Genomic DNA, 16,845 nt, shown 5'->3' with positions numbered 1-16,845 from the left:
CACGTCATATAACGCCGTTATTTTCCATTGTTGCCCGGCCTCCCGTCCGTTAACCTGTCGCGTCGCCAAGCCAGAGCACCCAGCCCATATAAAATAAAAAAGCCGCCCCCAAACGCGGGAGCGGCATCCGATGCGATATAACGTTCCGTGTCGATTAAGCCACGGTGAATTGAGACAACGATTGACGAAGCTGCTGCGATACCGTCTCGAGCTTGTTGGACAGCTGTACGAGGCCGTCGCTGATCCCGAGCTGCTCGTTGCTGAGCGACGCGACCTGCTCGCTCGTGGCCGAAGCCTGCTGCGCGACGGCGCTGACATTCGTCATCGTCAGCGTCAGCGTCTCCTGCGCCTTCTCAAGCTGCGATACCGACGCGGTAGCGGCATTGAGACGATCGTTGAAGTCGCTCATGTGGGATTGCACGTTCTCGAAAATTTTGTTGGCATCGCGTACGGCTTCGATCTGCTCCCTGAACAGCGGATAGGCGTCGGAGAGCACGGATACCGTCTCGTCGATCTCCTGGCCGATCCGATCGACGATCTCGCCGACGACGCCGATCGATTGGCGAGATTGGTCCGCAAGCTTGCGGATCTCGTCCGCAACGACCATGAAGCCTCTGCCGGCGGCGCCTGCGCGTGCCGCTTCGATCGTTGCGTTAAGCGACAAAATGTTCGTTTGTTTCGTCATGTTGCCGAGCACGTCGAGAATTTTGCTGATTGAGCCGGTGCTTTCCTTGAGCTTGTCGACTTTGTCGACCATGGAACGCGTCATCTCTTCGGTATGCCCGGTCTTCTCCATCAGGCCGGCCATGTACTGCGTGCCCTTGCGACCGGCTTCCTCGACCTCGTAAGCCGACTTGCCCATCTCCACGTTGGAATCGATGACGGAGACGACCTTGTCGCCGATCTGACCCGTCATCTCGCTGCCGCGCTCGGATTCGACGGCCAGGTTCGTGGCGCCGCCCGCGATCTCTTCGGTCGCCACGGCGATCTCCTTGGCCGCGCTCGCCGTCTTCGTCGACGCAAGCGTCAGCGAGCTGGCGGTCTCCAGCACTTCCTGCGCGGATTGGTTGGTCTGGCGCACGAGCTCCGTGATGCGCTCCATCATCCGGTTGAAGCTGTCGGACACTTGGCCGATCTCGTCCTTCTGCCGGATCGAGCTGCGCACCGTCAGGTTGCCGCGCTCGCCCTCGTTCATAAGCGTGCGCAGCTTGCCAAGAGGCTTGCCGACCGTCCACATGATGAAAAGACCGATAAGCGCCGCGATAAGCACGGACAATCCGCACATCAGGTAAGTCAGGTTGCGGATAACCTTCGCGTCCTTGACGAGCGAGGAGGTCGGGATGTTGCCGACGACGGTCCACTCGCTGGAACCGGTCGATTTGGAACCGACCGAGAGCATCTGGCGGCCTTCGGACTTGATCTTGACTTCGCCCGATTCGTCCGGCAGCTTTTCCGTGTACTTCTGGCCCATCAGGGCGGCATCCGCCGCGTAGACGATCGTGCCGTCCGGCGCGACGATATACGTCGAGCTGTCGTCGCCGAAGCTGACGTTCGCCAGCATGTCCTGCAGCGCCTTGATGTTAAGCTCGATGACCAGCAAGTAAGGATTGCCCGAATTGACGTTCATCAAGGCGCGCCCGATCGCGATCGTCGGCGCCGTCTGCTTGCCGCTGATGCCCGTCTGCATCGTCGGAATCCAGACGACCTTCCCTGCCGCCTGCTTCATCGTGTCGAGGAATGCGGGCGGATTCGCCTTCATATCGGGAACGCCGCCCGAATTGGAAGAGCCGATAACGGCCATGGACGGATCGGTCGGCAACAGGAAAATGCCGGCAATCGCGCTGTCCGAAATCATGACGTTGGACAGCTTCGTCGTAATCGTGCGCTGGTTGTCGAACCGCTCGAAGTCGTCCTTCGACGAGATCGCCGATCCGACCTGGGAGATAAACTCCGAGTCGGACAAAAATTCCATCGACTTGCGCTCATAACCGGAGAGCAGAAGATCCATCCGCCCGGATACCTGCTTCGCCGTCTCCATGCTCGATTCGGATACTTTGTTTTCGATGACGGAACGAGACTTGGAATAGGAGAAAAGTCCCAGTGACACGACGCACAGCAGGATCCCGCAGAATACAAGAATGAACAGCTTTACGCCGACAGAACGGATCGGGCTTTCCAGCTTCGTGTCTTTCATTTGTTGCCCGAATTTTTTCGCGTACCCTCCCAGCGTGCCGGCTCCTTGCTTCCACTCCACCGACTTGACACGATCGCGCCAACTTTGTTTCATCTGATACACCCTCCGAGACTTAGTTAAATGACTCCTGGCCGCCGAGATTGCGACGATCGACGCATCGAATCTCGAACGGGAACACGATAACACGTACCATCGCGAATGCGGGCAAACCAAAAAGCTTGCCGAACATCAGACAGCGCAGAATCATCTCCGAATATATATCGGCCATCTGCACTATCTGTGTTAATTCGACAAGCTGATTTAATATCCTGTTTAAACGCTTTCTGGGCCAAATTATTTATTTTTTTGGCAAAATCAGACCGATCCGATTTTTTTGCGCATCATATCGAGCGGCGCGACAGGTTCGGAGGTCCGAATCCGGAGCAGCTGAAGCGGATGTCTGGCGACATCTACGGCCGCCCCGTCCATATCGGTCAGCGGTCCCGCGATCTGCTTGAAGCTGCGCCCGCCGGGACCTACGAATTCGACTTCCGTGTTCGGCCGGAAGGGACTCCGCTGTTCGACGACGGCGATGCCGGTCTCCGGATCGTACTCCCGGACGATGGCGGCGAAGTCGTAAGGCGCGGGCTTCTCCTCCGGCTCGTAAATATGCTCCGAAGCGCCGGGCGTGGTGTAGAAAAAGCCGGTATTGAGCGGACGGTTCGCCGCCTTGCCGATCTCGTCTTCCCATTCGGGGCGTAGCGAGTAGCCTTCGGGATCAGCCATATAAGCGTCGATGGCTTGACGGTAGGCGCCGACGACGGATGCGACATAGTGAATGCTCTTCATCCGCCCTTCGATCTTGAAGCTGTCCACGCCCGCCTCGATCAGATCCGGAATATGCCGGATCATGCACAGATCCTTGCTGCCCATCGTGAACATATGATCGCCCGGATCGCCGACCGGACCGTGCTCCTGGTGCAGGTCGTACTTCCAGCGGCACGACTGGCAGCAGCCGCCGCGATTCGAATCGCGATCGGTGAAATGATTGGACAGCACGCAGCGCCCCGATACCGAGGAGCACATCGCCCCGTGAATGAACACTTCAAGCTCAAGGTCCACGTTCGCCTTGATCTCGCGGATCTCTTCCATCGACGTCTCTCTTGCGAGCACGACGCGGGGCAAGCCGACTTCCTTCCAGAACTTCACAGCCTGCCAGTTCATCGTCGACTGCTGCGTGCTCAGATGGACTTCAAGCCCGGGCGCATGCGTCATCGCCGTCTCGACGATCGCGGGATCGGCCGTGATGATGGCTGCGATGCCTGCGGCTTCAAGCTGCTTCAAATAGTCGGCGATGCCCGGGAGATCCTCCTGGTGGGCGTAAATATTGGTCGCCACAAAAACTTTGGCGCCGTATCGGGCGGCAAATTCAACGCCTTCGCGCATTTCCTCGAAGCTGAAGTTGTCCGCGTTCGAGCGCAAGCCGTAGCTCTGTCCGCCGATATAGACGGCGTCCGCGCCGTAGTGCACGGCAAACTTCAGCTTCTCTAGATTGCCGGCGGGCGCGAGCAGTTCGGGCCGGTCTAGCCGGTATCGACGCCCCTTCCCGGCAGCGGCTTCGGCGGCATGGACGGCAGTGCCGTTCATCGTCAACACCTCCATTAGTAGACTTGCTCCTTGTATAAAAAGCCGAAGCTGAGCTCGCGGCCCGGATCCTGCAGCGCCCGAATCGGCTCCAGCCATTCTTCGTCGAATTGATAGCCTTCCGGATCCCGATGCCAGGCATCGATCGCGAGCCTGTAGCTGCGAAGCGCAGCAACGTTGTAGGCTTCGGACTTCAGCAGCGGCTCGATATAAAAGCTGTCGATGCCCGCTTCCAGCAGCTCCGGCAGCGCCTCGAGCAGACAAATGTCGTCCGCGCTCATCACATGCGTGCCGTCCGCGTCCTCGTAGACGGGCAGGCGCTCGTCGGGACGTTCCGCTTCGATCAGAAATCGGCCTTCGCTCGGTCCGAGATCGACGAGGCTCGCTTCTCTGCCCAGATAGTCCATATAGCTCTGCAGCAGGTTGCGCTGCGAATGATAAATATTCGTCATGCCGTGCACCTGAACCTGCACTTCGATCGTGCCGCTCCGCTTAAAATCGGCGATCTCCTCGCCGTTCAGCTCGCGCGCCAGGACGGCCCTCGTTACGCCGCGCTTGGCCCAGAAGGCCGCTGCGGCAGAATTCGTGCCCGTCATCTCGACGTTCCAATGCAGCGCGATGCCCGGCGCGGCGTCGCGGGCCGCCATCCATACGGCCGGATCGCCGAACGTCACGCCGTCCGCCCCCGCCTCTGCAGCCGCGCGAATATACGCCGGCAGTCCGGGCAGCTCATGGTTGCGCAGCAGCTTGCCCGCAGAGATATATGCCTTGACGCCAAGTCCATGCGCGCAGGCGACCGCTTCTTTAAGATCTGCCTCCGGGATGGAGCCAGGCAGGCGCGCCCCGAATCTGGCATCTCCGATGAGCACGGCGTTCGCGCCGGCTTCGGCATAAACTTTGATCTGGGCAAGCGAGCCGGCCGCAATCAACAGCTCCGTTGTCATTTCCTCACCTCATCCAAAACTTGAGGCCCGGCGCCTGCTGTCGCACGGTGCGCATCCGCAAAGGATTGCGCGCCGCGCGATTGCCGCCGCCGGGCCGTAATGTCGGCGCTCGCCTGATGCCGGCGCCGCTTTACTTTTCGTTCTTCTCGCTTTCGCGAATGTTCCGCTGATGCTGCTTGTACGTCTCTGCGAACAGATGCGTGTTAGAGCCGTCCTTTTTGGTTACGTAATACAGGTAGTCGGTATCGGCCGGATACAGCACCGCTTCGATCGACTTGAGGCTCGGACTCGAGATCGGCCCCGGTGGAAGCCCCTTGTTCTGATAAGTATTGTACGGGCTGTCGACCTTCAAGTCGTCGTTCGTCAGCTTTTCTTTTTGTTTGTCCAGCAAATACTGGATCGTCGCGTCGATCTGCAGCGGCATTTTCTTGTCCAGACGGTTCAAAATAATGCCGGCCACGATCGGCCGCTCTTCGTCCACGACCACCTCTCGCTCGACGAGCGACGCGGCGGTCAGCAGCTCGTGAAGCGTCCAGCCGCGCTCCTCCAGCACGCTCTGCCAATCCTCCGGCAGCGTCCCGAGCTTGCGGTCAAGCTCGGCGAGCATCCGGTCGATGATGTCGGACTCCGTGCTCCCCTTTTTCATTTCGTACGTCTCCGGGAACAAGTAGCCTTCGATCGGATAACGCAGGTCTTTGTTTGTCGGGATTTGCTTGGTCCAGGTCGAATTCGCGAACTGGGTCGGGTTGCGGACCGCGTTCATGAATTTGTCCTTGTCGACGATGCCTTCCTTCGCCAGACGATCCGCGATCTGCACGACCGTGAACCCTTCGGGAATCGTGAACCGAAGCGTCGCGGCGGCGACCGTCTCGCCGTTGTTCAGCTTGGCTACGATCTCGCCGTTCGTCATGCCGGGCTTGAAGTCGTAGTCGCCGGCCTGGAACCTGGAGCCTTCGTTTTTATATTTAAGCCACATGCTGAACAAAAAGGTGTTGCGGATCAGTCCGTGCGTTTCGAGCGTCTCGCCGACCTTCTTGGCGCCCATGCCCTTGCTGATGGTGACCCGTACCGTCTGGTCAGAGGACGCGGGCGGCCGAAGTCCGTTCCATACGTAAAAAAGGATCGAGGCCGCGGCGATGACGACAAGTCCCAGCGCGATCAGGAAGGACCAAAGCGCGGCGTGCCCCTTCTTCGGCGGCTCGTCGTCTTCTTCGGCCTCTTCCTCAGCGGAATCCGGCGCGATATCGGGCTTGCCGGCAGCGGTGGCGTTGCGCGCAGGCGCAGGCGCCGCCGACGGCCGCGCGGGCGGCGAGGCCGGTCGCGTCCGCGGCGGCAGCGGCGCGATCGCCGGCAGCTCCTCTCCGCCTTGCGCCCGGGCGCGCTCCGCTTCGGGCTCTTCGCGGTTTTCCGAAAGATTGCCCGAATAAACGGATTTCCACCCGTTGTTGTCGTCGTCTTTGCTCACGCTCTCGTCCCTCCTGCTTGAATAAAAAGCGGCCGAATAGCCGTGAAGAGCGGTTGCCCGCTCTTCACGAATGCCGCGCTCTCGGCCATTAAGGCCGGTCGTCCGATCCGAATTGCAAGTCGTCGTACGCCTCGGCGACGTCTTCCCACTCCTCGTCGTCGTCCACCGACTCGAGCTTCGGCTCGGCGGCGTCCTCGGACAAGACGCGGAACACTTCGATCTCGCCTTCCTTGCGCATCGCGTCGCTCTGCAGCACGGCGTACGGCCTGCCGTTCACGCTAAGCTCGGCCAGGATCCGGTAGACCTGCACCGACCCGCTCTCGCCGGTCAGCTCGATCTCGGCGCCGAACGCCTGCTGCAGCGCGCCTCCGGCAGAAGCCTGGCTCCGCTTCCCGGCTTCGCTCATCGCTCTTCACTGCCGCCGAACTCGGCTGCCAGCGTGTTGAACGTCTCTTCGACGATGTCCCACTCTTCTTCGCTCTCGATCGGATACAGCTTGATCTCGTCGTCCTCTTCGTCGAAGCGGAACGCGTATACCTCTTGCTCCTCGTCCTCGGCGTCGGCAGGCACGACCATCATATACTTGCGGTCGGTGCCGTCGTCGAGCTCGAAGCGCATGATCACCTCGAACGCCTCGTCGTTGCCTTCGTCGTCCGGGATATAAATAATCTCCGCTTCGTCTTCAGGGCGGATCGTATCGTCAGCCATGCAGGTTAGCCCCTCTCGATCTGGAATCCAAATAGCTCTGAAGCAAGATAGCCGCGGCCATCTTGTCGATGACCTGCTTGCGCTTCGCCCTGCTCACGTCGGCCTCGAGCAGCGCGCGCTCCGCGGCGACGGTCGTGAGCCGCTCGTCCCACAGCTTGACGGGGAGCTTCAGCGTCTCCTCGAGCCTGGCCGCGAAGGCGATGCACAGTTCGCCTCTCGGGCCGACGGAGCCGTTCATGTTCTTCGGAAGGCCGAGGACGATCTCCTCGGCCTCGAGCTCCGCCGCCAGCTCGACGACTCTGCGAAGGCAAGCGTCCTCGGTCTTGTGCTGGATGACCTCGACGCCCTGGGCCGTCCAGCCGAACGCGTCACTGACGGCCACGCCGGTGCGTCTGTCTCCGTAGTCCAACGCCATGATCCTCGCCATCAGCGGTGCTGCTGAAGATAAAAGCGGACCATCTCTTCGATGAGTTCGTCGCGTTCTTTCTTCCGGATCAGACTTCTGGCGTTGTTGTGCCGCGGAATGTAGGCCGGGTCGCCGGACAGCAGATAGCCTACGATTTGATTGATGGGATGGTACTCCTTCTCCACCAGCGCGTCGTGCACCGTCAGCAGGATATCCTTCGCGGAGATCTCCTCCGGATCGGGCATGACGTCGAATTTGACCGTCTTATCCATTTGATTTTTGTCGGACGAGCTCATTTTCGCAGCACCTCGCTTTATGCCAACATCATATCATATTCTCAGCTGGATCGGAAATGGAAGCGCACTCTCCGCCCGAAGCGAAGGACGCGCGTCCGGCTCCGGCGAGCGATCGCTTCGGCGCCGTTCAGCCGCCGAAGCGATCGAGCTCCCTTTAGGCGCCTGCTCCCGCCGCCGCCACGAGGCCTTCGGCCGCGCGAAGCGCTTCGCCGAGCTTCGCCGGGTCCTTGCCGCCGGCTTGCGCAAGCTCCGGCTTGCCGCCGCCGCCGCCGCCGCAGATCGCGGCCAGCTCCTTGATCAGCTTGCCGGCGTGCAGGCCGCGCTTCACGAGCGCCGGCGATACGGAGACGACGAGGCTCACCTTGTCGTCGTGCACCGCGCCCAGCACCAGTACGGCCTCCGGCAGCTTCGCCTTCAGCTCGTCGGCGACGCCGCGCAGCGCGTCCATGCCGCCGACGTTCACTTGGGCGGCGAGCAGCGTCAGGCCGCCCACTTCCTTGGCGCTGCCGAGCAGCTCGGCGGCCTCCAGCCGGCCGAGCCGGCCTTGCAGCGACTCCACCTCGCGCTGCGTCTGGCGCAGCTCGCCCTGCAGCGCCTCGACGCGGCGCGGCACCTCGGCCACGCCCGTCTTGAGCAGCGCGGCGGCGCCCTTCAGCAGGCCGATCTGCTCGTCCATGTACGCGTAAGCGTGACGGCCGGTCACGGCTTCGATCCGGCGGACGCCGGAACCGATGCCGCTCTCCGCCACGAGGCGGAACAAGCCGATCTGCGCGGTATTCGATACGTGGCAGCCGCCGCACAACTCCAGGCTGTAGTCGCCGACGCGCACGACGCGAACGATGTCGCCGTATTTCTCGCCGAACAGCGCCATCGCGCCGAGCGACTTGGCTTCGTCGATCGGCTTCAGGCTGATGTCGACGTCGGTGCCGAGCCAGATTTGCTCATTGACCCTGCGCTCGACGTCCGCCAGCTCGGCTTCCGTGATCGCGCCGAAGTGCGAGAAGTCGAAGCGAAGCCGGCCGGGCTCGACGAGCGAGCCCGCTTGGTTGACGTGCTCGCCCAACACCTGCTTGAGCGCCTTGTGGAGCAAGTGCGTGGCCGTATGGTTGCGCACGATGTCGGCGCGATCGACCGCGTCGACGCTCGCCGTCACCTTGTCGCCGACCTTCAGGGTGCCCGAGGTGACGGTCACTTGATGCAGCGGCTGACCGTGCGGCGCCTTGCTCATGCCGGAGACGGCCGCGACCAGGCCGCCTTCGCCGACCAGCATCCCGGTGTCGCTCACCTGTCCGCCGCTCTCGGCGTAGAACGGCGTCCGGTCAAGGATGACCGACACCGTCTCGTCCGCGCCCGCCGCGTCGACGAACCGGTCGCCGGACACGATCGCCGCGACGGTCGCGCCGAGCGTCAGCGCGCCATAGCCGTCGAACTCGCTCTTGACGGTGTAGTCGGCCAGCGGCCCGCCCTGCACCTTCATGCTCTCCGTCTCCTGACGGGCCGCACGCGCCCGCTGGCGCTGTTCGTCCATCGCCGTGTCGAAGCCTTCGCGGTCGACCGTCATGCCTTGCTCGGCGGCATAGTCCTCCGTCAGGTCGAACGGGAACCCGTACGTGTCGTACAGCTTGAACGCGTCCGCGCCGGCGATCGTCTTCTGGCCGGCCGCCGCAGCCTTCGCGCATAGGTCCGCCAGCAGGGAGAGGCCTTCGCTCAGCGTCTCGTGGAAACGCTCCTCCTCGGTGCGAATGACGCGCTCGATGAATTCAGCCTTCTCGACGACGGTCGAGTAGTAGCCGCCCATGATCTCGCCGACCGTCGGGACGAGCTCCCACAGGAACGGACGGTCCACGCCGATGACCTTGCCGTAGCGAACCGCGCGCCGCAGCAAGCGGCGGATAATGTAGCCGCGGCCTTCGTTCGACGGCATGACGCCGTCGCCTACGGCGAAGGCGACCGTGCGGATATGGTCCGCGATCACCTTAAGAGCGACGTCGTGGTCCGCATTGGACTTGTAAGTTACGCCGGCGATTGCGGCCGCCCGCGAGATAATCGGCTGGAACAGGTCGGTATCGAAGTTCGAGTCGACGTCCTGGACGATCGAAGCGAAGCGCTCGAGGCCGGCGCCGGTATCGATGTTCTTGTTCGGCAGCGGCGTGTAGCTGCCATCCTTGTTGTGGTTGAATTGCGAGAAGACGAGGTTCCACACCTCGAGGAAGCGCTCGTTTTCACCGCCCGGGTAGCATTCTGGATCGGACAGATCACCGTAGGCGTCGCCGCGGTCGTAGAAGATCTCGGTGCAAGGACCGCAAGGGCCTTCGCCGATGTCCCAGAAGTTGTCCGTCAGCTTGACGATACGCTCGGCCGGAATGCCGATCTTTTCGTTCCAGAACTTGAACGCTTCCTCGTCCTCCGGATGCACGGTGACGGACAGGCGCTCAGGCGCGAAGCCGATCCATTCCGGGCCGGTCAGAAATTCCCAAGCCCAGGTGATCGCTTCTTCCTTGAAGTAGTCGCCGATCGAAAAGTTGCCAAGCATTTCGAAAAACGTGTGGTGGCGGCGCGTCTTGCCGACGTTCTCGATGTCGTTCGTGCGGATGCACTTTTGCGAGTTCGCGATGCGCGGGTTTTCCGGCTTTTCGCGGCCGTCGAAGTATGCCTTCAGCGGCGCCATACCGGCGTTGATCCACAGCAGCGACGGATCGTTGTGCGGAACGAGCGAGGCGCTGGGCTCGACGCGGTGTCCTTTGGAAGCGAAAAATCGAAGCCATCTGTCGCGGATCTCGGCGGCTTTTAACGGTTGCATAGTGAGGTTCCTCCCTTTGTCGTTGCGGCCGTTCGGCCTTCTTTACCGGTAAAAAAATAAAAAACGCCCCTGAAATTCAGGGACGAATCGATCGCGGTACCACCCTGGTTATTCCGCCGGACGCCGGCCGGCAGCCGGGAATCGCGCGGAATCGCCTTATTCAGGCTGTAACGGGCCTGCCCGTCGGATTCGGTCCGAAGCTCGGAAGCCGGCTTCCCCCGCCCTTCGCACGAAGACGCTCGCAGCCAAGCCGGATATCGCTTGCCCGCGAAGCCGCGAGGCTCGGGGGCGATTCTGGCAAGGCGTCTTCTCTCTGCACTGCGGACTCTCGGGGTACTCTTGCTTCTTCAACGCTCGATAGCTATGATTCGTTCGCGCTTTTGCATGCGACGTTATCATTATAGAGTTGCGCTTTCGGCGGTGTCAAACGGTTTTTCGCCGGATGTAATACGCGAACAGATGCTGGACGACGACGCGCAGCGCCGCATAGAAGGGCACCGCCAGCAGCAGCCCGACGACGCCGGCCAGCTCGCCGCCGATGAGCAGGACGAAAATGATCGTGAGCGGATGCATTTTCATCGACCGGCCCACGACCTGCGGGCTGATGACGTTGCTCTCGAGCGTCTGGCACAGCGTATTGACGATGACGACGAACAGCGCCATTTTCCACGAGATCGTGCTCGCCATAACGAGCGCCGGCAACGCGCCGAGGAACGGTCCGAGGTACGGGATAATGTCGAACAGCGCGACGAAGGCGGCCATGAGCAGCGGATAAGGCATGCCGATGATCAAATAGCCGATATAAGCGGCGAGTCCGATGCAGAGCGACACGATGAACTGTCCCCGGATGTAGCTGCCCAGCGCCATGTCGATCTCTTTGAACAGCCGGATCGTGCCCTGCCTTCTGGCGCGCGGCAAATACTTGAGCACGGCCCGTTCGAAGACGTCCATATCCTTCAAAATGTAGAAAACAAGAAAAGGAACGATCATCAGCAGAAAAATGACGTTGACGACGGCTCCGATATTGTTCAGAAAATCGGATATGCGCACGGAGATTTGCTTTTCCAGCCCGAAGACGGCCCGGTTGATGCCGCTTCGCACCGTATCGGGCAGCGAGTCGTTTTTGTTAAAGTTGTCCACCAGGCTTTGCGCCCGCATCGTCAGCTCCGGCATATGCTCGTTCAACTCGCGTACCTGCGCGGCGAACATCGGGGTCACGTTCACGAGCACGACGACGCTGCTGCAGACGAAGACGGCATAGATCAGCAGCACCGCTGCGGTCCGCGGCATTCTCCGGTGATGCAGCATGGCGACGATCGGATTGAGCACATAAGCGATGATCATCGCGATGAGAAAAGGCGCGGACACGGCTTTGACGAATCGCCATACCGACAGCAGCATCGGCCTGACGAGCGTCGCCAGATACAGCGCGAGCAGCGCCAGCACGATATAGACGAGCACCGCCAGCAGACGGCTTTGCGACAGCCGGTTCATCTTGATCACCCCCCGACCGATCTTGTCCGGTCCACCCTCCAGTATATGTACAACCGTGCCTGCATAAACCTGTATTAAAGGACGAACCCGACGATCCGGACGCACAAAAAAGCCCCCTGCGCTCCGAATGAGCGCGGGGGGCCGTCAGGGGGGTGATGATAATCCGATCGCCCGGAATGAATCGTCACATGCCGCCTGCGTGAATGTGCGGGGGAATCGGCTCGCCGAAGAACAGATCGTCGAGCGAGCTCAGCGTGCCGTCCTCCTCGACCTGATAAACGGACATCTTGTCCCCGTTTACCGTCAATTCAATGAAGCAGCTCCAGCAGTAAAACTGATGCGATCCGATCTTGCCGATATCTTTGGAATTGCAGTTCGGGCATCTCATCATCGGTTATCACCATTCACTTTCCGCGTTAGGGTCTCTATCCATAATTCGCTCATAAGATACGGGTACGAGGATCGCGTCCTCGCCCAATGTCAAGTCCTTCGGGCCGTCCGGCAGGTACATGCGCCGTCGTCCTTCGAACACGTCCGCGAGTAATCCGTCCGTCAACTCATAGCCTGCTATTTGTGTACCCGCGGTCTTGCGAAAATAAACATCGGAAATGCGGCCGAGTTCGTGGCCCTCCAACGTATAGACGGGAAGCTCTCTCATTCGGATCAATCCCGTATGAAACGTCCGCTGCAAGCTCTTGCGAGGCATGCTGCGAATCGCTTCCTTATCCTTGACGACCAGGGCGTCTTCGCCAGTCGTAAGAACATCCGTCCACTTCGCGATGCGGACCGTGCGCCGGAATCCGAACCCGCCGTCCAGAACGACGTACTCGGCCTCCCAAAACTCGTCGAAGCCGATGTCCAGCACCCGGCCAACGCGCTTGCCGCTGGGAAGCAGTACCGGCAATCCGATCATCTGCTGCAGGCTACGATTCATATAGACCTCTTGTGTATAGGCGTCTGCCTGTTATCTCTTACGCAAGCGGGCGACAATGGTTGCAATTATTTCTGCCGTTTTGTCCGCTTGAGAGATAGTATTGCCCATTCCGAAGCTAAATCTTACCGAATTTTTGCAAAAATGAGGCGAAAGCCCCATCGCCGTCAGCACATGCGACGGCTGCAGCGAACCGGACGTACATGCCGATCCGCCGGATGCGGCAATTCCCTGCAAATCTAAATTCATCAGCAAAGTCTCATTAGAAACGCCCTCGATGCCGATATTCAAAATATGAGGCAGCCGCCCTGCCGGGTCGGGATCGCCATTCACGGTCAGGGCATTAGGACCGAGCCGCTCGAGCAGGCCCGACAGCAGCGCGTCGCGAACGGAAGCGACATGCTCGCGCCGCTCTTCGACCGCATGAGACACGAGCGAAGCGGCGGCGCCGAACGCGGCGATGCCCGCCACGTTCTCGGTGCCTGCGCGCCTGCGGCGCTCTTGCGATCCGCCGTATAGCAGCGGCTGCCACGGCGTGCCCGCGCGCACGAACAGCGCGCCGACGCCCTGCGGTCCGCCGATCTTGTGGGCGGACAGGCTGAGCAGGTCGACGGGCAGCGCGCCGACGTCGATGGACACGTAGCCGAGCGCCTGAACGGCATCGACGTGCATAACGGCGTCATGGCGGCGCGCCAGCTCGCCGATCTCGGCGACCGGCTGCAGCGTGCCGGTCTCGTTGTTCCCGTACATAACGCTGACGACCGCGGTCGAATCGTCGATCGCGGCTTCGGCGTCCCGTACGGAAACGCGCCCGAGGCGATCGACCGGCAGCACCGTAAGCGCGAAGCCTTCGGCCGCGAGCCGCTCGGCGGCGTGCAGCACCGCGTGATGCTCGACGGCCGTCGTCACGATGCCGGTTCGGCGCGGGTCCTTGGCACGCTGCGCCCGGGCCGCGCCGAACAGCGCGGCATTGTCGCTCTCGGTGCCGCCGCCGGTGAACGTCAGTTCGTCCGGCCGGCAGCCGATCGCGCGCGACAGCGCATCCCGCGCCTCGGTCACGCGGCTGCGGGCGCCGCGTCCGAATGCGTGCAGGCTCGAAGGGTTGCCCGGGGCATCGCCGGCCGCCGCTACGTAAGCGGCGAGCGCCTCCGGCAGCATCGGCGCGGTGGCGGCATAATCCATATAAATGCGTTCCATATCCATCACCGGCTACATCTAAATGTAGAACATGTAGCTGTCGGGCTTGCCCTCATCCTTGAAGTTGATGAGATCCGACAGCGTCGTGGAATCCAGCACGCTCGCGATGCTGTCTCGGATGCGCAGCCACAGGTCGCGCTTGGCGGCATCATCCTCTTCGGTGAAGTCGACCGGGCTGATCGGCCCTTCGAGGATGCGAATAATGTCCCCCGCCGTGATTCCTTCCGGATCCTTCGAGAGCACATAGCCGCCGTATGCGCCGCGAATGCTCTTCACCAATCCCGCGTTGCGAAGCGGTGCGATCAGCTGCTCCAAATAATGCTCGGACAAACCGTTTTTCTCGGCGATGCTTTTCAGGGAGATCGGGCCCTCGCCGAACTTGGAGGCCAGTTCCATCATAATCGTCAGTCCGTATCGACCCTTCGTCGAAATCTTCAAATCGGCACCTCGTTCCACGCAGACAGCGGCGCAGTCGTCTCTTTTTATATTGATAGATCCGTATCATGGATGCAAAAATAGGGAGTATCCCCATATCACATCTATGTTATCACATCATCCATCGTTGTGGTCAAAAAATCGGTGACATATTCATGTTATTTAGTATGCGCCTTCTTTTCGACCGAATCTCCCCCGCGCTAGCGCCTCCCCGTTTCCGCTCGGCGCATGCGGCAAACTTGTGCTACAATGGGGGATGCCGGTTCGGCCCTATCCCATTCGCTTGCGCAGGAGTGATTATTATAATGAAAGATTTAAGGTTTGCCAACCCCGCGGGCACCCGCGTCGTCGTCGGCATGTCCGGCGGCGTGGACCCTACGGTCACGGCGCCGCTGCTGAAGGAGCAGGGCCTCGACGTGATCGGCGTGTTCATGAAAAACTGGGACGATACGGACGAATCCGGGGTGTGCACCGCCGACCTGGATGCAGAAGACGTGCGGCGCGTCTGCGACCAGATCGGAATCCCCTACTACACCGTCAACTTCGAGGAGGAATACAAGGACAAAGTATTCGCCTACTTCCTCGACGAGTATCGCAGAGGCCGCACGCCGAATCCCGACGTCATGTGCAATCGCGAGATCAAGTTCGGCGAATTTCTGCAGAAGGCGCTCGATCTCGGCGCGGACGTCATCGCCACGGGCCACTACGCCCGCGTCGTGTTCGAGGACGGCGAGTACAAGCTGCTGCGCGGCGTCGACGCGGGCAAGGATCAGACTTACTTCCTGCACGCGCTCGACCAGGACCAGCTGTCCCGCGCGATGTTCCCGATCGGCCACCTGCCGAAGTCCGAAGTCCGGCGCATTGCCGAGGCCGCAGGCCTCGCCACCGCCAAGAAAAAGGACAGCACGGGCGTCTGCTTCATCGGAGAGCGCAACTTCAAGCAATTTTTAAGCCAGTACCTCCCCGCCCGTCCCGGAGATATGATCGACGCGACGACCGGCGAAGTCAAAGGGCGCCACGACGGCTTGATGTACTACACGCTCGGACAGCGCCAGGGCCTCGGCATCGGCGGCTCCGGCACGGGCGAGCCGTGGTTCGTCGCGGACAAGGATCTGGAGCGCAACGTGCTGTACGTCGTGCAAGGAGAGCGGGATCCGATCCTTTATTCGCATGGCCTAACCGCGGGACAGGTCAACTGGATCGCGCCCGCCAAGCTCGAAGCGCCGCTGCGCTGCACCGCCAAGTTCCGCTATCGCCAGCCGGATCAAGGCGTGACGCTGACGCCGCGAGCCGACGGAACGGTCGAGGTCGCCTTCGATTCGCCGCAGAAGGCGATCACGCCCGGCCAAGCCGTCGTCTTCTACGACGGGGAAACCTGCCTGGGCGGCGGCACGATCGAAGCCGTACACAAAGCGGCACTGCCTTCGCGCAGCTAACACGGCGACACGCCTCGCGGCATGTCATGAAAAACCCCGGCGCCTTGTCTAAATAGACGAGGCAGCCGGGGTTTTGGTTTGCCGGAATTTTTGCGAAATGCGTAAAAATCGCTCGGGGCCTTCTTGCTGGCACTGCCGCGCATAGCAAACGGACTGAGGAGCCCTTATCGTTGTTCCAATGGCGCTTTGCGGCCCGATGGTGGACTCAGTGGTCGTTAATGCGGGATTGCTGGCTTTGTTTAGCTATGATCGGGGTTCATAACGTCCCCCCAGTCCGAAATCGATCGCAATCAGGCTGTTTTTTACGAAATAGCGCCCCCTGAGTCCGATCCTCGCACCCTCCGCCCGACTTGCGTTCTATTGCTAACGTTGCAGCTGCAGTTGCGCCGACCTTTCCGGCAGACAGTAAGAAAAATTGTGTGGCGTGTTCCGAGCCGAAGAGCGCTGTACAGGGTCACCTGTCAGGCGTGCGGCGTGCTCCGAGCCAAAGTGGCGTTGCACAGCGTCACATGTCGGGAGTGCGGCGTATTCCGAACCGAAGAGGCGCTGCACAGCGTTACCTGTCAGGCGTGCGACGTATTCCGAGCCGAAGAGGCGCTGTACAGCGTTACCTGTCGGGCGTGCGGTGTATTCCGAGCCGAAGAGGCGTTGTGCAGCGTTACCTGTCGGGCGTGTGGTGTGTTCCAAGCCGAAGAGGCGCTGTACAGCGTTACCTGTCGGGAGTGCGGCGTGTTCCGAGCCGAGGAGGCGCTGTACAGCGTCACCTGTCGGTTTTTTTACTTTCTATGCATGAAAAAAGAACCTTCGGCATAGCCGGAGGCTCTTCAATAGACTGTCGTGCTATAATGAGCGGCCGCGCGGGCGGTGCTTACAGCTTAACGACGTTGGATGCTTGCGGTCCGCGGTTGCCGTCGGT

General features: G+C 61.0%; 15 protein-coding genes. 1 reads left to right on the top strand and 14 read right to left on the bottom strand.

Annotation, left to right across the window (positions count from 1 at the left end; translation table 11 throughout):
* Positions 1-154: 154 nt before the first annotated feature.
* The 14 genes from KVT38_RS16490 to cymR all read right to left on the bottom strand — a co-directional run bounded on the left by KVT38_RS16490 (position 155) and on the right by cymR (position 14,496).
* Complete coding sequence (locus tag KVT38_RS16490) at positions 155-2,287, bottom strand: methyl-accepting chemotaxis protein (RefSeq protein WP_254639284.1); 2,133 nt, start codon at positions 2,285-2,287, stop codon at positions 155-157.
* Between the two features lie 261 nt (positions 2,288-2,548).
* A complete protein-coding gene (locus KVT38_RS16485) occupies positions 2,549-3,835 on the bottom strand; it encodes a peptidase U32 family protein (protein ID WP_254639283.1) in 1,287 nt (428 codons plus the stop codon).
* The gene (locus KVT38_RS16480; RefSeq protein ID WP_217594828.1) at positions 3,835-4,761 is read right to left on the bottom strand and encodes a peptidase U32 family protein; all 927 of its coding nucleotides are present in this window, start codon (positions 4,759-4,761) and stop codon (positions 3,835-3,837) included. Before KVT38_RS16480 ends, KVT38_RS16485 begins: the two co-directional genes overlap by 1 nt.
* Positions 4,762-4,891: 130 nt before the next feature.
* Positions 4,892-6,226, bottom strand: a complete 1,335-nt coding sequence (mltG, locus tag KVT38_RS16475) for an endolytic transglycosylase MltG (RefSeq protein WP_217594827.1) — start codon at positions 6,224-6,226, stop codon at positions 4,892-4,894.
* Between the two features lie 88 nt (positions 6,227-6,314).
* Positions 6,315-6,632 (bottom strand): DUF1292 domain-containing protein, encoded by a 318-nt coding sequence (locus tag KVT38_RS16470; protein WP_217594826.1) that lies wholly within the window; start codon positions 6,630-6,632, stop codon positions 6,315-6,317.
* Positions 6,629-6,934, bottom strand: a complete 306-nt coding sequence (locus KVT38_RS16465; protein ID WP_217594825.1) for a DUF1292 domain-containing protein — start codon at positions 6,932-6,934, stop codon at positions 6,629-6,631. The genes KVT38_RS16470 and KVT38_RS16465 overlap by 4 nt, the downstream gene beginning before the upstream one ends.
* On the bottom strand, positions 6,927-7,361 hold the full coding sequence (gene ruvX, locus KVT38_RS16460; RefSeq protein WP_217594824.1) for a Holliday junction resolvase RuvX: 435 nt from the start codon (positions 7,359-7,361) through the stop codon (positions 6,927-6,929). Before ruvX ends, KVT38_RS16465 begins: the two co-directional genes overlap by 8 nt.
* Complete coding sequence (locus KVT38_RS16455) at positions 7,361-7,636, bottom strand: IreB family regulatory phosphoprotein (RefSeq protein ID WP_177244236.1); 276 nt, start codon at positions 7,634-7,636, stop codon at positions 7,361-7,363. The genes ruvX and KVT38_RS16455 overlap by 1 nt, the downstream gene beginning before the upstream one ends.
* 154 nt (positions 7,637-7,790) lie before the next feature.
* Positions 7,791-10,436 (bottom strand): alanine--tRNA ligase, encoded by a 2,646-nt coding sequence (gene alaS, locus KVT38_RS16450; RefSeq protein WP_217594823.1) that lies wholly within the window; start codon positions 10,434-10,436, stop codon positions 7,791-7,793.
* Positions 10,437-10,859: 423 nt separating this feature from the next.
* Positions 10,860-11,930 (bottom strand): AI-2E family transporter, encoded by a 1,071-nt coding sequence (locus KVT38_RS16445; RefSeq protein ID WP_217594822.1) that lies wholly within the window; start codon positions 11,928-11,930, stop codon positions 10,860-10,862.
* 184 nt (positions 11,931-12,114) lie between these two features.
* A complete protein-coding gene (locus KVT38_RS16440; RefSeq protein WP_090114827.1) occupies positions 12,115-12,321 on the bottom strand; it encodes a hypothetical protein in 207 nt (68 codons plus the stop codon).
* 6 nt (positions 12,322-12,327) lie between these two features.
* A complete protein-coding gene (locus KVT38_RS16435; protein ID WP_217594821.1) occupies positions 12,328-12,864 on the bottom strand; it encodes a PRC-barrel domain-containing protein in 537 nt (178 codons plus the stop codon).
* Positions 12,865-12,894: 30 nt separating this feature from the next.
* The gene (locus KVT38_RS16430; RefSeq protein WP_217594820.1) at positions 12,895-14,058 is read right to left on the bottom strand and encodes a cysteine desulfurase family protein; all 1,164 of its coding nucleotides are present in this window, start codon (positions 14,056-14,058) and stop codon (positions 12,895-12,897) included.
* An 18-nt stretch (positions 14,059-14,076) separates the two neighbouring features.
* On the bottom strand, positions 14,077-14,496 hold the full coding sequence (cymR, locus tag KVT38_RS16425) for a cysteine metabolism transcriptional regulator CymR (protein WP_217594819.1): 420 nt from the start codon (positions 14,494-14,496) through the stop codon (positions 14,077-14,079).
* A 302-nt stretch (positions 14,497-14,798) separates the two neighbouring features.
* On the opposite strand from cymR, the gene mnmA reads away from it, so the two are divergent.
* Entirely contained in the window at positions 14,799-15,929 is a 1,131-nt protein-coding gene (mnmA, locus tag KVT38_RS16420) for a tRNA 2-thiouridine(34) synthase MnmA (protein ID WP_217594818.1), read from the top strand.
* The last annotated feature ends 916 nt before the right edge of the window (positions 15,930-16,845 follow it).

Source organism: Cohnella sp. GbtcB17, from assembly GCF_019091135.1.
Taxonomy (GTDB): domain Bacteria; phylum Bacillota; class Bacilli; order Paenibacillales; family Paenibacillaceae; genus Cohnella.
The sequence above is the reverse complement of the archived record's forward strand: the minus strand, read 5'-3'. Positions and strand labels throughout refer to the sequence as shown.

Bases quoted from the DNA above. Each gene is read 5' to 3' on its own strand.
- KVT38_RS16490 (WP_254639284.1), bottom strand. From the start codon at position 2,287: ATGAAACAAAGTTGGCGCGATCGTGTCAAGTCGGTGGAGTGGAAGCAA.
- KVT38_RS16485 (WP_254639283.1), bottom strand. From the start codon at position 3,835: ATGGAGGTGTTGACGATGAACGGCACTGCCGTCCATGCCGCCGAAGCC.
- KVT38_RS16480 (WP_217594828.1), bottom strand. From the start codon at position 4,761: ATGACAACGGAGCTGTTGATTGCGGCCGGCTCGCTTGCCCAGATCAAA.
- KVT38_RS16470 (WP_217594826.1), bottom strand. From the start codon at position 6,632: ATGAGCGAAGCCGGGAAGCGGAGCCAGGCTTCTGCCGGAGGCGCGCTG.
- KVT38_RS16465 (WP_217594825.1), bottom strand. From the start codon at position 6,934: ATGGCTGACGATACGATCCGCCCTGAAGACGAAGCGGAGATTATTTAT.
- ruvX (WP_217594824.1), bottom strand. From the start codon at position 7,361: ATGGCGAGGATCATGGCGTTGGACTACGGAGACAGACGCACCGGCGTG.
- KVT38_RS16455 (WP_177244236.1), bottom strand. From the start codon at position 7,636: ATGAGCTCGTCCGACAAAAATCAAATGGATAAGACGGTCAAATTCGAC.
- alaS (WP_217594823.1), bottom strand. From the start codon at position 10,436: ATGCAACCGTTAAAAGCCGCCGAGATCCGCGACAGATGGCTTCGATTT.
- KVT38_RS16445 (WP_217594822.1), bottom strand. From the start codon at position 11,930: ATGAACCGGCTGTCGCAAAGCCGTCTGCTGGCGGTGCTCGTCTATATC.
- KVT38_RS16440 (WP_090114827.1), bottom strand. From the start codon at position 12,321: ATGATGAGATGCCCGAACTGCAATTCCAAAGATATCGGCAAGATCGGA.
- KVT38_RS16435 (WP_217594821.1), bottom strand. From the start codon at position 12,864: ATGAATCGTAGCCTGCAGCAGATGATCGGATTGCCGGTACTGCTTCCC.
- KVT38_RS16430 (WP_217594820.1), bottom strand. From the start codon at position 14,058: ATGGAACGCATTTATATGGATTATGCCGCCACCGCGCCGATGCTGCCG.
- mnmA (WP_217594818.1), top strand. From the start codon at position 14,799: ATGAAAGATTTAAGGTTTGCCAACCCCGCGGGCACCCGCGTCGTCGTC.